Genomic DNA, 16,408 nt, shown 5'->3' with positions numbered 1-16,408 from the left:
TATAGAAGATTTGCAAACATCAAAAACCCCGCTCCTCAACTTTTTTTGGAGTAAAAAAGGGGGCTTCGAGTTTTTCTATTAAACAGATTTTAGGTAAGTTTGGACGTTTTAACCTGTATTTCATTAAGGAATAAACGTCCGAATCAAGAGAGTTTTTAGCGTGTGCTTTACAAATTATGTTATCAATGAGATTAACCTTGTCTGGCAAACTCAGCAGCTTGATTGATGAGTTCATCGCTAGGCGTAACACCGGTGTACAAAATAAATTGTTCAACGGCTTGTAACACAACAACATCTGCACCGGTAATGACAGTTTTATTTAATTTTTTTGCATAATTAATTAGTGGTGTTTCAATTGGTAGGGCGACCACATCAAATACAATATCGGCATGATTAATCAGGGCTTCACTGAATGCTAGTTGATCTGCTTCAACGCCACCTTGCATACCAATAGGGGTCACATTAATAATTAATTTTGCTTGTTCTGGCGTAATGGTTGATTCATCCTTAACCCATTTATAATTGTAACGCTCAGCTAAAGCTTCGCCTTTAATCTGATTTCGGGCACATACAATCCCATGTTTAAAACCAGCATCATAAAAAGCGCCAATTACCGCATTAGCCATGCCTCCACTGCCTTTTAAAACAAATGGTGTGTTGTTGTTAATATGATTTGCCTTAATTAGTTTTTCTACAGCAATATAGTCGGTGTTATACGCTTTTAAATAGTGGTCGGTATTAACGATCGTATTCACTGCTTGAATGGATTGTACTGATACATCTAATTCATCAATAAATTCTATACAAGCTTGCTTATAAGGCATCGAAATTGCACAACCACGAATAGATAATGCTTTAATGCCATAAATTGCATCTTTCAAATTATTGGTGGTGAAGGCTTTATAGATATAATTTAGATCCAATTTTTCATATAAATAATTATGAAAGCGAGTACCAAAATTACTTGGTCTAGCTGAAAGTGACATACAAACAGTAGTATCTTTGTTGATAATTCTTGCCATTAACCAAAATCCTTGTGATCATACTAATTAATTTAGTATTCTAGCATCTTTTTGACCGATATATATTTAATTATGGTTGCAAATAACACTGGCCCCAAAATAAATCAGGAAAAAAACACAGTAAAAGTGATGATATATCTTTATTGTCACCACAAACACCACACCTCAAAAAAACAGTTATGCGATGAGTGTAATGATTTATTACAGTACGCTATGCAACGATTGACTATGTGCCGATTTGGCGAGTCTAAAACTACCTGCGAACTCTGTTTAAAACATTGTTACCGTAAAGACTACAAACAGCGAATAAAAGAAGTCATGCGTTATTCTGGTCCAAGAATGATGATTTATCATCCTATAATGGCTATCAAGCATCTTAATAAAAACTTAAAAACAATTTTGAAGAGATTTGTAGAAAAGCGCTTTTCTAAAGCCAAAAAAAGTTGAGGAGCGGGGTTTTTGAGCCTTGAATTATCAGCTTTTGTCAGGGTTATCTTCCAATTTGCCTATAAATTCAATTGTTTTCACTTATTTTAGATGTTCTTTGCGATTTGTTCGCAGTTAAACACTAAAAATGCGAATGATTATCTTTTAAAATATCGCCATTTATTGAAATACAACCGTATTTGATAGGAAGTATGATATTTACGCTTGAACACCTTTCTATAGGGCACGAGGCTGTTGTTAAACGCCTGTTACCTGACTCTTTACCTTTTCGAAGTAAACTTTTAGCTATGGGGATGACGCCTGGATGTAAATTGAAGGTATTGCGAATTGCACCACTAGGTGATCCGATTGAAATAAGCCTTCGCGGTTTTTTGCTCTGTTTGCGTCGTCGAGAAGCCGCAGCCATCGAAGTTGAGGTAGTTGCATGAAAATTGCGTTAATTGGTAATCCCAATTGTGGTAAAACCACTTTATTTAATTTGTTAACTGGCTCAAAGCAGCGTGTTGGTAATTGGCCTGGTGTGACGGTTGAGCATAAGTCAGGCTCATTTGATTATCAAAATACACAGTATGATGTTGTTGATTTGCCTGGAACTTATTCCATTGAGTCAGATTCAACCGCTCAAGATGAATTTATTACACGTCAGTTTTTGTTAACAGACGAAGACAGTTTGATTGTTAATGTTATTGATGCAACCAATTTGCAACGTAGCTTGTATTTAACTTTTCAGCTAATTGATATGCAAGTGCCGATGATAATTGTGCTTAATATGGTTGATGCACTTACAGCGATGGGGGAAAAGTTAAATATCGCTAAACTTACGAAACTATTAGGTTGCCCAGTTGTGGCTATTTCATCTACGCAGAAAATGGGATTAACACAATTTTATCAGCAAATACAAATTAGCACTCTAGATCTGAAAATAGCAAAACCAACAATAGATACCTTAAATTGGGATTCAAAAGTGATCTTTAATCGCTATTTGGATGAATTACCCGTGACGAGCAAAATCCATCAATTTAACCGGTGGCAATTAATAGAAGCATTGCTTAATGGTTCTGATCCCTCATTTGATTTAGTTGAAAATGAGAAGTTAGAGACTTGTCGTCGTCTGGTATCGATTAATTTTGATTATCAAGTTGATGTAGCCTTAGCCTCTATACGTTACGATACGATTGATATGGTTTGCAAAATGGTGGTCGATAAACCTCGTGAAGCCAGCTTAAATCTTACTGAAAAATTGGATAAATTAGCTTTAGGACGTTTTACTGGGATTCCCTTCTTTTTGTTTGCAATGTATGCCATGTTTTTGGTTGCGATTAATTTTGGTTCGGTTTTTGTTGATTTTTTTGAAGGTATTTTTAGTACGATTTTTGTTGATGGCTTTAATTACCTTTTAAATATGCTACATGCGCCAACTTGGTTAACGGTTATTTTAGCTGACGGGCTTGGTAATGGGATCACGACTGTATCAACATTTATTCCAGTTATTGCCGCGATGTTTTTTGTTTTATCTTTTTTGGAAGATTCAGGTTATTTAGCTCGAGCTGCGATGATTGTAGATCGTTTTATGCGATGTATCGGACTGCCCGGTAAAGCCTTTGTACCAATGTTAATGGGATTTGGTTGTGGCGTGCCAGCTATTATGGGGACAAGAACATTAGATAGCCCACGTGATCGTCTCTTATCTATTTGTCTAATTCCGTTTATGTCTTGTAGTGCACGTTTGCCAGTTTATGCATTGTTTGCTGTGATATTCTTTCCTAATTATGCATCGGTTGTGGTTTTTATGTTGTATTTACTTGGTATTTTTGTGGCGATGCTGACCGGTTTTGTTTTAAAAAATACTTTGCTACAAGGCGAATTAACACCATTTATTATGGAAATGCCGGTATATCGTATTCCGACTTTACGCAGTATGTTGCGAATAACTTGCCAACGGCTAAAAAGCTTTGTTTTACGGGCAGGTAAAGCAATTGTAGTGATGGTGACAGTACTTAGCATATTAAACTCATGGGGTGTTGATGGTTCGTTTGGGCATGAAAATTCAAATGACTCTATGTTATCTGTTATTGGCCAAAAAGTGACGCCAGCTTTTACACCCATGGGGATTGATAAACAAAATTGGCCAGCTACCGTGGGTATTTTTACCGGAATTTTTGCCAAAGAATCAGTGGTGGCAACTTTAAATTCACTCTATTCAATGGATCATCATGATCAAGAAGAGTTTTCATTTTATGGTGGAATTAAGTCAGCTTTTTCCACGATTCCTGCTCATCTTATTGATTTAGCAAACTCAATTGGCGATCCACTCGGGCTCGTTAATCAAGATAGCCGACAAGATGAATTATCTGTTGATTCAATTACGATAACTAAAATAAGCAATTCTTTCATTACTTCAACTTCTGCCATTGCTTATCTCATTTTTATTCTACTATACACACCGTGTGCAGCAGCATTAGGGACCATTTATCGTGAGGCAGGGCTAAAATGGATGATCTTTGTCGCAGTTTGGACATTTGTTATAGGGTGGTTATGTGCAACGGTTTATTACCAATCTAGTCTATTAGGTCATTCAACATTTGCACCATATTGGCTAACTGGTATAGGGGTATTTATTATTCTGACTTTTGTTGTTATGCGTAAACTTGGGAATCTGCCATGCTTTAATCATTATCAGTTACCTAAACCATGCTCACACAATAAATCGGCTTGTTGTGAATAATAGACTTTAATTTTTATGCTTATAACATCAATCCGAGATTATGTTCAATTACGAGGGCGAGCCAATTTGCTAGATGTGGCTCGTCACTTTCGTTTGCCTGAAAGCGCCGTTGAACCGATGCTTGATTTTTGGGTAAATAAAGGAGTCATTAAATTAGTAAATAATAATTTATTAACTTGTGCTGGTAAGCAGTGTTCTGCATGTATTAGTTGTAATTTAGCCGTTTATCCCAATTATGTTTGGGTTCAATAATTTATCTTCTTTTAACAATCTTAATTAATTAAATCAGGTTAACCTGCCTTAAATAGACTAAATGTATCAAATGTATTAATCTTTAACCTTTGATTAAACCCTGTCACTTTTTTAAAAATTTAACTGCTTATTTTTGCCTATTTTTGTTATCTTTTAAATAAAAAGGTCAATATATTTTTTATTCAATATCTTTTTTCGAGACTTACATCACAAAATTGAATTTATTTATACCTCAAAGTAACAAATGATATTAATATGAACGCATGTTCATTTTGGTGTGATGAAACGCAAAATATAAAACATGAAGCTATTGGTGCAGATGATGCTGTATGTAAAGTGAGACAAGGCATTGTAGAATATTAAAACAGTATTTTAGGTTACATTGCTTAAATAAAGTCATGAAATACATACAGTATAATGCCGTGATAGATGCTCCGCCGTGAAAAATAGTGATCACATTATGGCAATGGATGGAAAAGGGTTGAATTTGCTAAAAATTGATTCAACTGAGATAAAAATCATAATTTAAAAGTTGTCTATTTGCTGAAGAAGTAGAACGTTTTTTATTACGATGAGTTTTAAAGTAACGAGTTGTTGAATTACGCTTAAATTTAGCTTTGTTTTTATACTATTTTTGATAAAAATAGCCTGAACTGAAACGACTTTATCCTGTCGTTTTATTACTTAATAAATGTTATTATAATTATGTTTAAAAAACATGTAGTAGAGGAATTTGAAGTATGAGCCAATTAGATGAATTTAAAAAATTAACTGTCGTGGTTGCCGACACAGGTGATATTGATTCGATTAAACAGTTTTCTCCAGAAGATGCAACGACTAATCCATCGCTTGTGTTAAAAGCAGCTCAACTTCCTCAATATCGTTCTTTAATTGATTCAGCTGTTGATACTGCTAAAAAATTAGGTGGCAGTAAAGAACAACAATTGGTTAATGCTTGTGATCAAGTTGCGGTGAATATAGGCGCCGAAATTCTAAAAACAGTTCCAGGTCGAATTTCAACCGAAGTCGATGCTAGATTGTCGTTTGATAAACAGGGATGTATTGAAAAAGCTAGGAAAATTATCGATTTATATAAACAAAAAGGCATTGATAAATCGCGAATTCTAATCAAAATCGCTTCAACTTGGGAAGGAATTAAAGCAGCAGAAGTTTTAGAGAAAGAAGGTATTAACTGTAATTTAACTTTACTATTTTCCTTTGCTCAAGCGCGAGCTTGTGCAGAAGTTAATGCATTTCTAATCTCACCATTTGTTGGACGTATTTATGACTGGTATCAAGCAAAGAAACCAATAGAACCTTATGTTGCTGATCAAGATCCGGGCGTAGTATCTGTTCGTAATATTTACAACTATTATAAACAGCATGGTTATAAAACAATTGTGATGGGAGCGAGTTTCCGTAAAGTCGATCAAATATTAGCGTTAGCGGGTTGTGATCGTTTGACCATTTCACCTAATCTGTTAGCGGAAATGCAACAATCAAATGCGCCAGTAGAACGCAAATTGAATCCGAATCAAACAATTGTAGAGCGTCCATCGTTAATGACTGAAGCTGAGTTTAGATGGCAACATAATAGTGATGCAATGGCAGTTGAGAAATTAGCTGAAGGAATTCGAGCCTTTGCGGTCGATCAAGGTAAACTTGAAGATATGATCGGGGCACTGCTTTAATTATTAATAAAAGGGGAAATAGTTCCCCTTTTTAATTTTGTTACTAACCTGTTTTATTTGTCTGCTGATCGCAGACTATCAATGAATTATTAAATATTTTTTGGAGATCATTATCATGAATGCAACCACACTATCCCACCGCGAATTAGCAAATGCGATAAGAGCATTAAGTATGGATGGCGTGCAAAAGGCAAAATCAGGTCATCCAGGTGCACCAATGGGGATGGCTGATATGGCTGAAGTACTTTGGCGTGGATTTTTAAAACATAATCCAACCAATCCAAATTGGGCAGATCGTGACCGATTTGTGTTATCCAACGGTCATGCGTCAATGTTAATCTATAGCTTGTTACATTTGACTGGTTATAACGTAACGCTTGATGATTTAAAAAACTTTCGTCAACTAAATGCTAAAACAGCAGGTCACCCTGAATTTGGTCATGTTCCAGGTGTTGAAACCACAACAGGTCCACTTGGTCAAGGTATTGCTAATGCAGTGGGTATGGCAATAGCTGAAAGAACATTAGCTGCTCAATTTAATAAGACTGGCCATACGATTGTTGACCACAATACTTATGTATTTATGGGTGATGGCTGTATGATGGAAGGGATCTCTCATGAAGTTTGTTCTTTAGCGGGAACCCTTAAATTAGGCAAACTTATCGCTTTTTACGATGATAATGGTATTTCAATCGATGGTGAAGTTGAAGGTTGGTTTACTGATGATACTGCTAAACGTTTTGAATCTTATGGATGGCATGTGATTCGCGGTATTGATGGACATGATGCGAAAGCGTTAGCTGAAGCTATCGAACAAGCACAAGCTGTAACTGATAAACCATCATTATTAATGTGTAAAACTGTCATCGGTTTTGGTTCGCCTAATAAAGCTGGTAGCCATGAAAGTCACGGGGCTCCTCTTGGTGATGCTGAAATTGAAGCAACACGTAAAGCATTAGGTTGGTCTCATCCTGCATTTGAAATTCCTAAAGAATATTATGATGCATGGGATGCAAAAGCTAAAGGTAAACAACGCGAAGATGAATGGAATGCTCGTTTTGATGCCTATGCTAAAGCTTATCCTGATTTAGCGAAAGAATTTAAACGCCGTATGAATGGCGACTTACCAAGTAATTGGCAACAAACAGCCAAAGATTTTGTTAATAAATTACAAGCAAATCCAGCAACAATTGCAACTCGTAAAGCGTCACAAAATGCCATTGAAGCATTTGCTCCAGTATTAACTGAATTCTTAGGTGGTTCTGCTGACTTAGCGCCAAGTAATTTAACCATGTGGTCTGGTTCTAAAGAAATTTTAGCCAACCCTGCTGGTAATTATATCCATTATGGTGTGCGTGAGTTTGGTATGTCAGCTATTATGAATGGTATTTCTTTACATGGTGGCTTTATTCCTTATGGTGCAACCTTCTTGATGTTTATGGAATATGCTAGAAATGCAGTACGTATGGCAGCATTAATGAAGATTCGCTCTTTATTCGTTTATACTCATGATTCAATTGGATTGGGTGAAGACGGCCCAACACACCAACCAGTAGAACAAATGGCAAGCTTACGCGTGACACCAAATGTAAGTACTTGGCGTCCTTGTGACCAAGTTGAATCAGCCATTGCTTGGCAATATGCGGTTGAACGAAAAGATGGTCCAACTGCACTTATCTTCTCAAGACAAAATCTTAAACAACAAGAGCGTACAGCTGAGCAATTAGCTAATGTTTACCGTGGTGGTTATATCTTAAATGATTGTAGCGGTACGCCAGAACTTATCCTTATTGCAACAGGTTCAGAAGTTGAGCTAGCTGTTGAGGCTTATCACAAATTAACCGAAGCAGGTAGAAAAGTAAGAGTTGTTTCAATGCCATCAACTGATGCATTTGATAAGCAAGATCAAGCTTATAGAGAATCAGTATTACCATCTTCAGTAACAGCTCGCATCGCTATCGAAGCTGGTATTAGTGACTATTGGTTTAAATATGTCGGTTTAAACGGCAAAATCATTGGCATGACAACCTTCGGTGAATCAGGCCCAGCAGAACAACTATTTGCTAAGTTTGGTTTCACGGTTGAAAATGTTTTAAACCAAGCCAAAAGCCTATTGAAATAAATCATAGTTTCATTAACAAAATAAAACTTCGCTAATAACTTTAGCGAAGTTTTTTTATATTTGTATTTTATATTTTTTGCCTTTTTTCATGATTTAAATATTGGTGATGATATTTGTTTTGAATAATAGCTAGGAATTTATCCATTTTGTAGACAATAATTATTATTTTTGATTCAACAAATTTTGAAAAACCATCACTATTAATTTAGTGATGGTGAATTGATCTTAATCAGTAAACATCAATACTTAATACGGATTAGGATCTTTCTTCAAATTATCAAAAGGATATAACTTATTTTTCCAATCTTTAATTTGAATATCTTTTTGTTCGGGGATATCAATCAGATTATATTGCATATAATCATGGTGAACGTTTAAAGCAATCCCCATCCAATGACTTAGTATATATACGAATTGATACCCGGTAATTTGTTTATTGATTTTAATTTGATTCTTTTCTGATGAATCAAAAAATATTAATGGCACTTGATAACTATTTTGGTATTCCCAATTATGCCTTAAATCTTGATATTTCTCAGCGTGAGAAAGCCCATGATCGGCGAAGTAGACTACAGAGTAGTCTTCATTGTGTTTTTTCAATATATCAATCGTAGATTTTATTAAGTCATCGGTTTCTTTAATGCTACTGACATAACAAGATATATTCTCGTTTTTGAGATCGAACTGAATATCAAATTGTAATCTTTTACAAAAATGAGGATGTGAACCAATTAAATGCATAACAATGAGTTTTGGTTTATCTTGTTTTTTAGATAATAAGGAATCTAATTCTGGTAGTAGTAAAGTATCATATTTACCACGAGTTGATTTACCATTGTACTCACCTTTTTTAGTGTAAAAGATATTTTTACTATAAGCGGAAATTCTTGGTACAGTTATTTCCATTCTACCTAGTTTTCCTTGATTAGATAGCCAATAGGTTTCAAATCCAGCATCATTAGCAATAGCAATAATATTATTATTTAATTGAGCATTGACTTCATTATCATCTAAATAGCTAGACTGACTAATTAAATGTGGAATTGAGGATTGGGTATTTGATGCAGGAGCAATTAATCCATCCCAAATCACTGAGGCATTTTTATTGGTGAAAGGAGTATTATTATATTTAAAGCCATAAGCACTCATGTAATCTTTACGAACACTTTCACCAATGATAATAACATAGGTTTTATGTTTAGGATTGACAGAAACAATGGGTATTGTATTCGGTTGTTGTATTTGTCTAAGTTGTTCAGCTTGTTCAGTATGATATATTTTTGCACTTAAATATAAATCGAAGCAAAACTCAAATGCGGGATACTTGAAATTATCCATTATTAAAGTTGTTATCGAAGATAAAGTAGTTGGCTGATATTTGATGGCACTTTTAACCGGTTTATAAAAACAAATCATTAATGCTACTGCAATAACATAATAATTTTTTATTTTAGGAAACCTAAACTTTTTAAAAAAAAGAATAAAGAAAATTACTAATAGGAATGGTATTAAATAAAAATAGAGAGGTAATTGCGAACAGAATTCTTGCATTTCATCGATATCTGTTTCTGATATGGCACTTACTACAGCAACATTGGGATATCCATAGTAAAATCCTATTGGAAAATAAAGTGCAGCTATGACGAATGTTAATCCGAATAAGAAACGGAAAAAAGTAAATCTAGCTAAAAAAATTAGAGAAAAATAAGTAAGAAGTATCCTATCAAATCTTAGCGGGTAACCTAATAAGTAAACCAATACTACTGAAAGACAAATACAAATAACATGCGATAGTAATTCTTTTTTTAACATTACAAATTTATATTAATAACAATCCATTGAAGAGGTCAAAATTATATAAGTAATTAAATTTTAAGCAATATAAATTTATTTATAATTTAGTTTCTTTTATGACATTTATATTTATTAAGTTAGATTAAGTATAGATATTAACAATTTTAGATAAAATTGTGCCAAACTTACTCTGTTTATTGATAAGTTTGGCGAGAAATTATTATTATCGTGAAGCTCTTTTCAGTATGATATCTTGCGGTTGTTTTTGAATGTAGATCATTCTTCCGATAAGTAAGAACGCTGCTACAGCTAGCCCTAAAATAATTCCTATCCAAAAACCGGCAGCACCAATTGGCTTTATGACAAGATCGGTTAATCCTAAGATATATCCAATTGGTAACCCTACTACCCAATAAGAGATAAGCGTAATAAAAAATATACTTTTAGTATCTTTATAACCACGTAATACATTGCTTGCTACAACTTGCAAGTAATCAGATACTTGATAGATAGCGAGTAGAATAATAAGTTGTAGGCAAATAGTGATAACATCAATCTCATGGGTGAATATGTTAATAATTGGTGATCTGAATATCACCAGAATTAATGCTACCACTACGGCTATCATGAATGATATGGCTAAACTTACATAAGCTGTTTGTTTGGCCAATATGGGTTTGTTTTTACCTAATAGGTAACCAACTCTAATACTAGTTGCTACCCCTAAAGATAAAGGTATTGCAAACGTTAAACTGCTAATCGTGAAGATAATTTGATGTGCAGCAACAGTTATTTGACCAAGTGGTGCAATAAGTAATGCAACTACCGCGAACAAACTCATTTCAAAAAAATAGGCTAAAGCAAGGGGAGTTCCTAATACAACTATTTTTTTGATGATAGCAAAATCAATGAGTTTTGTTAGTGGTGTTTTACGAATATCCCGTTGAGTAGTTGTCGTCAATGTATAGATACGAATTAAAGCAAACATTAACCAAAAGATTATTGCTGCGGTAATACCACAACCTACACCACCAAATGCTGGCAATCCTAATTTACCGTAAATTAAAACATAATTAATGGGGATATTAGCAAGTAATGCAATAAATATAATCACCATAGCAGGCTTTGTGTTAGATAAACCTTCACATTGATTACGATAAACTAAAAATAGCAAGAAAGCAGGTACGCCCCACATGATTGAGCGTAAAAATGATACCGCTACATCAACCATTTCTGGATCGATTGGATGGTCAGCTGAGCTTCTAAAACTAATTATTTTGTCCGAATTGTACAAAACTAGCATCATGATTATGGATAAGATTAAAGCAATCACAACACCTTGACGAGTCTGATCAGCAACTTGTTCACGTTTAGCCGCACCATTTAAATTGGAAATTATCGGTGTTAATACCGTTAATAAGCCTTGTCCAAATAAAATAGTAGGCAACCAAATTGATACAGCTATGGCTACGCCCGATAGCGCTGTTTTGCTGTAGTTACCAGCCATAATGGTATCAACAAACGTGATCGCGGTTTGAGATATCTGTGCAATCATGACTGGGATTGCTAACGTAACTAAGTTTTTTATTTCGTGTCGATAATGTTGCTTCATTGGATTTATTTACTGTTTTACAGTACCCCATAAATCATATTCATCTGAATGTTCAATATTTACTTGAACAATATCGCCGACTTTAACATCTTTTTCTTCATTTAGATAGACAACACCATCTATTTCTGGCGCATCGGCCATGCTTCGCCCAATAGCACCTTCTTCATCAACTTCATCAATCAATACAGATAATGTTTTACCTATTTTATTTTGAAGTTTCTGTGTTGAAATCGATTGTTGTAATTGCATAAAACGGTGGAAGCGTTCTTGCTTTATTTCTTCTGGTATTTGATCAGCTAATTGATTTGCAGCAGCACCTTCCACTGGGCTATAAGGGAAACAACCAACACGGTCTAATTGCGCTTGAGATAAAAAGTCGAGTAATAGTTCGAAATCTTTCTCAGTTTCACCAGGGTAGCCAACAATAAACGTTGAACGTAAGGTAATTTCAGGGCAAATCTCACGCCAATGATGAATTCGCTCTAAGGTTCTTTCAATTGTACCTGGGCGTTTCATTGATTTTAAAACGGTAGGGCTAGCATGTTGTAAAGGGACATCTAGATAAGGTAATATTTTTCCTTCAGCCATTAATGGAATCAAATTGTCGACACTTGGATAAGGGTACATATAATGTAAACGCACCCAAATACCAAGGGTAGATAATTGCTCGCAAAGGGTATGAATATCAGTTTTTAATGGCATACCATTCCAAAAGTTTGTACGATTTTTTACATCGATACCGTAAGCAGACGTATCTTGTGCGATAACTAAAAGCTCTTTTACGCCACTATCGACTAAACGTTTTGCCTCATCAAGAACATTACCGATAGGACGACTAACCATCTCACCACGTAATGATGGGATAATACAAAATGTACAGCTATGGTTACAACCTTCAGAAATTTTTAAATAAGCATAATGTTTAGGTGTTAATTTTACTCCTTGCTCCGGTACAAGGCTTGTAAATGGATTGTAGCTAGGTTTTGGTGCATATTTATTAACATGTTCAAGAACAGCTTCGTAACTATGAGGTCCTGATATTTCTAGGACTTTAGGATGAACATTACGTATCTGATCTTCTTTCGCGCCAAGACAACCTGTCACAATAACTTTGCCATTTTCATTAAGGGCTTCACCGATGGCCTCTAATGATTCTTGTACAGCACTATCAATAAAGCCACAAGTATTAACAATAACCAAATCAGCATTGTCGTAACTTGGCACTACTTGATAACCTTGAGTACGTAGTTCAGTTAAAATTCGCTCAGAGTCAACTAAATTTTTAGGACATCCAAGGCTCACGAATCCAATAGTAGGGGATGACATATTCATAGTAATTTAAAATTTATTGAGGTATTTATCGAGAATCTAAAAGTTTATTCATTTAGATTAAAATAATAGGTGAGCATTCTAACATAATTAAATTAGTCGAAATAAAAATTTTTAATTTGCAGTGATGAATATGGAGAGAAACGAGAAACAAGCCCTTACTGAAATAAGGGCCTACATTATGATAAAAAATTATTTCAATGCATTAATGACTTCATCAATTTGACGATCCAAACTTTCGGCACCACCACCCGATAAGTACCAAAGATCTGGTGTTAAATAGATAACCTCAGTTTTACTTTTCGCTAATACTTTTGGATTTAAAAAGTCGTTTTTCATTGCTGATTGACCAATAGCTTTACTTCGGTCAACGACATAAACAATATCAGGTTTTACTTTACTAATATAGCTGTTATCAATAAAGGTTGGTTTAGGTTTACCACTAGGCTGTGGTGTTAGTGGCACAGCCCGTTTTACTTTCAACACATCATGAATTAATGCTGCGCTTGAACTGCCATTAATAAGAATCATTTTTCCATCATTATGAATAGCAACTATTGCTTTTTTGTGACTCGCTTGTGCAACAGCTTGTGCGTTGGTCACTTTTGTATCAAGCAATTGAATCAAATCTTCAGCTTTCTTTTCAGTTCCAGTTATATCTGCTAGAACATTGATATGATTTTTAGTTGATTCAAGATAATTCTTCACGTCAACACTTAAATTAATTACTGGTGCAATTTTCGATAATTCTTCAGTTCGACTAGCTTGACGACCATCAATAACGATAAGTTGCGGTTTAACTTGTTTAATTGCATCGATGCTTGGTTCTTTCATACTACCTGTATCAGAGACACTTTTATATTTTTCAAGATAAGAGGGAAGAACGGAAAGAGGTGTTCCTACAACAATAGAACCTTTACCTAATGCATCTAAGGTATCTAAAGCACCATAGTTCATTACTACCACTTTACTTGGTGATTTAGGAACAACAACGGTTTGTTTATTATCTGGATTCACAGTGATTGATGATTGGCAACCTGATAACCCTAAAGTAAAAGCTATTAGAGTGCTTAATAATATTTTTTTATTCATATTGATACCTTTTGGTTTGATGAAAATGATAACCATTATTATTTAAATGATGTGAAATGTCTAGATATAAATAATTTTTCGTAAAGATATTGATAATTATTATCGAAAAGTTATTGATAATTATTCTCACGTAGGTTATTGTAACGCACGGCTTGCTTTGCAAAATATCAATATAAATAATAAGGTTATAAAACATGAATACTAAAATTAAACTGGCAACACATGTCATAAATACAAGTATTTTATTATCATTATCTGGTTTAGCGATAGCAGACACTGATAAAAATACTGATACTATGGTGGTGACAGCATCAGGATTTTCTCAACAAATTAAAGAAGCTCCAGCAACAATTTCGGTAATCACGCCAGAGGAAATCAGCAAAAAACCTTATCGTGATGTGACTGATGCGCTTAAGGATATTCCAGGTGTCACGATAACTGGTGGCGGTGATTCAACTGATATTAGTATTCGTGGTATGGATGCCAAATATACTTTATTATTAATTGATGGTAAAAAAGTTAGCACTCGTGAAACCAGACCTAATAGTGATAATTCTGGTTTTGAACAAGGCTGGTTACCGCCTTTAACTGCTATAGAACGTATTGAAGTTGTCCGAGGACCAATGTCATCGTTATATGGTTCAGATGCTATGGGTGGGGTTGTCAATATCATTACTAAAAAAGTTTCAAATAAATGGCATAGCGGTATTCGAGTTGAATCAATCATGCCTTATCGTTCAGATGAAAAAAATACCTATGTAGGTAGTTTTTCAACTATGGGACCAATTATTGATGATATTTTGGGGATTCAATTATATGGTCAATATAGTAAGCGTCATGAAGATACATTTTTGAATGGCCATTCCGGACAAAGATTACGTAGTATAAATGGAAAATTATCGCTTAATGCTTCAGACACACAAAAATTTGATCTAGATTTTGGTCGCTCTAGACAAAATAGTAATGCATCAGCAGGAAAAACAAGACCTCTTAGTCGTGGTAATTTCAATCGAGATAATCGCCGAAACTCTTATGCGTTAACTCATAATGGTTTATTTGGTGATGTATCAACGACATCTTTTATTGCTCATGAAGACAATAATAATCCAGAAAGAAAAATGAAAATTCGTAATACTGATGTTGACTCACGTATGACAATTCCATTTTCAATCAATATGTTAACTATCGGTGGTAAATATACTTATCAAGAACTTCATGATAAAGGCAACCAGTTAAAGAAAACTTTAACCAAAATCGATCGTTGGAACTATGCGTTGTTTGCTGAGGATGAGTTAAGTATTTTAGACAATTGGAGTATGACATTAGGTCTTCGCTATAATAAAGATGAAAACTATGGTAATAACTGGAATCCAAGGATTTATAGTGTCTGGAATATTAATGATAACTTTACTTTAAAAGGTGGCTATTCAACTGGATTTGCGACGCCTCAACTGCGTCAAGTTGTTTCTGACTGGGGTCAAGTTACTGGTGGTTCTGGAACGGGTAATAAAGGGATGATAATGGGTAATCCAGATCTTAAACCAGAAAAAACAAATGAATTCGAAATAGGTGTCGGTTATACCAATGAATATGGTATTGATGCTTCTGCAACGGCATTCTATACAAAATATAAAGATAAGATCCAATCTTATTATATTTGTCGTGGTGCAGCTGGTTCAAGAAATTGTCAAATTTCTGGTTATAGGGAAAAATTTGATTTTGTTCAAGGGCGAGAAAATGTTGATAAAGCCGATCTTAAAGGTCTTGAGCTTTCATTCAAAACACCATTGTTTACTGATTTCGTATTAAGTTCTAATTACTCTTGGATCAAAACAGAGCAAAAAACCGGTAAAAATAAGGGTAACCCTTTAAACCGTACACCAAAACAAAAATTCAATACTCAACTTGATTGGAATCTCACTCAAGAGTTGGATTTATGGACTAAGGTTGCTTATTACGGGGTAGAAACTACCACAGATCGCAGTGGTAAGAAAATTGAATATCCAGGCTATACCTTCTGGGATGTTGGTGCGTCTTTCCAAATAAATAAAAATGCTAAAGTATATGGTGGCGTTTATAACTTGTTTGACAAAGATGTTTCAAACGATGACTTTGGTAAAACATTAGAAGGGCGTCGTTACTTTATTGGAACAGAAATTAATTTTTAATATTTAATTCTCACCAAGTAGCTATACTTCATAGCTACTTGGTAAAACTGTTTATTTAACCCATAATGCAACTGATTTAAAATTCTAATAACTCTTCTATATTTATTTAATTAATCGTTTTTAATTAATTAACTCTATTTGAAATTATTTTTTA

The 16,408-nt window shown here is 34.4% G+C and carries 12 protein-coding genes; 7 read left to right on the top strand and 5 right to left on the bottom strand.

Annotated elements, in window-relative coordinates:
• Positions 1-191: 191 nt before the first annotated feature.
• On the bottom strand, positions 192-1,022 hold the full coding sequence (locus A9G08_RS00055; protein ID WP_065561722.1) for a shikimate 5-dehydrogenase: 831 nt from the start codon (positions 1,020-1,022) through the stop codon (positions 192-194).
• A 51-nt stretch (positions 1,023-1,073) separates the two neighbouring features.
• Here A9G08_RS00055 and A9G08_RS11465 point away from each other — a divergent pair, with 51 nt between their 5' ends.
• The 6 genes from A9G08_RS11465 to tkt all read left to right on the top strand — a co-directional run bounded on the left by A9G08_RS11465 (position 1,074) and on the right by tkt (position 8,259).
• A complete protein-coding gene (locus A9G08_RS11465; RefSeq protein ID WP_218058357.1) occupies positions 1,074-1,469 on the top strand; it encodes a nitrous oxide-stimulated promoter family protein in 396 nt (131 codons plus the stop codon).
• 191 nt (positions 1,470-1,660) lie between these two features.
• The gene (locus A9G08_RS00050) at positions 1,661-1,897 is read left to right on the top strand and encodes a FeoA family protein (RefSeq protein ID WP_065561721.1); all 237 of its coding nucleotides are present in this window, start codon (positions 1,661-1,663) and stop codon (positions 1,895-1,897) included.
• The gene (gene feoB / locus A9G08_RS00045; RefSeq protein ID WP_065561720.1) at positions 1,894-4,194 is read left to right on the top strand and encodes a Fe(2+) transporter permease subunit FeoB; all 2,301 of its coding nucleotides are present in this window, start codon (positions 1,894-1,896) and stop codon (positions 4,192-4,194) included. The genes A9G08_RS00050 and feoB overlap by 4 nt, the downstream gene beginning before the upstream one ends.
• 15 nt (positions 4,195-4,209) lie before the next feature.
• Positions 4,210-4,446, top strand: a complete 237-nt coding sequence (locus A9G08_RS00040; protein ID WP_065561719.1) for a FeoC-like transcriptional regulator — start codon at positions 4,210-4,212, stop codon at positions 4,444-4,446.
• Positions 4,447-5,186: 740 nt separating this feature from the next.
• A complete protein-coding gene (gene tal, locus A9G08_RS00035; protein ID WP_065561718.1) occupies positions 5,187-6,137 on the top strand; it encodes a transaldolase in 951 nt (316 codons plus the stop codon).
• Positions 6,138-6,252: 115 nt separating this feature from the next.
• A complete protein-coding gene (gene tkt / locus A9G08_RS00030; protein WP_065561717.1) occupies positions 6,253-8,259 on the top strand; it encodes a transketolase in 2,007 nt (668 codons plus the stop codon).
• 246 nt (positions 8,260-8,505) lie between these two features.
• On the opposite strand, the gene A9G08_RS00025 is transcribed toward tkt, so the two are convergent.
• The 4 genes from A9G08_RS00025 to A9G08_RS00010 all read right to left on the bottom strand — a co-directional run bounded on the left by A9G08_RS00025 (position 8,506) and on the right by A9G08_RS00010 (position 14,086).
• Entirely contained in the window at positions 8,506-9,675 is a 1,170-nt protein-coding gene (locus tag A9G08_RS00025) for a phosphoethanolamine transferase (protein ID WP_176701497.1), read from the bottom strand.
• Between the two features lie 601 nt (positions 9,676-10,276).
• Entirely contained in the window at positions 10,277-11,665 is a 1,389-nt protein-coding gene (locus A9G08_RS00020) for an MATE family efflux transporter (protein WP_065561715.1), read from the bottom strand.
• A gap of 9 nt (positions 11,666-11,674) precedes the next feature.
• Complete coding sequence (rimO, locus tag A9G08_RS00015) at positions 11,675-12,991, bottom strand: 30S ribosomal protein S12 methylthiotransferase RimO (protein WP_065561714.1); 1,317 nt, start codon at positions 12,989-12,991, stop codon at positions 11,675-11,677.
• Between the two features lie 195 nt (positions 12,992-13,186).
• Positions 13,187-14,086, bottom strand: a complete 900-nt coding sequence (locus A9G08_RS00010) for an ABC transporter substrate-binding protein (protein WP_065561713.1) — start codon at positions 14,084-14,086, stop codon at positions 13,187-13,189.
• Positions 14,087-14,280: 194 nt separating this feature from the next.
• On the opposite strand from A9G08_RS00010, the gene A9G08_RS00005 reads away from it, so the two are divergent.
• Positions 14,281-16,254: a TonB-dependent receptor domain-containing protein gene (locus tag A9G08_RS00005; RefSeq protein ID WP_065561712.1), complete on the top strand. Its 1,974-nt coding sequence runs from the start codon at positions 14,281-14,283 to the stop codon at positions 16,252-16,254.
• Positions 16,255-16,408 lie beyond the last annotated feature (154 nt).

Origin of the sequence: Gilliamella sp. wkB195 (assembly GCF_001690445.1) — a bacterium.
Lineage (GTDB): Bacteria > Pseudomonadota > Gammaproteobacteria > Enterobacterales > Orbaceae > Gilliamella > Gilliamella apicola_E.
The sequence above is the reverse complement of the archived record's forward strand: the minus strand, read 5'-3'. Positions and strand labels throughout refer to the sequence as shown.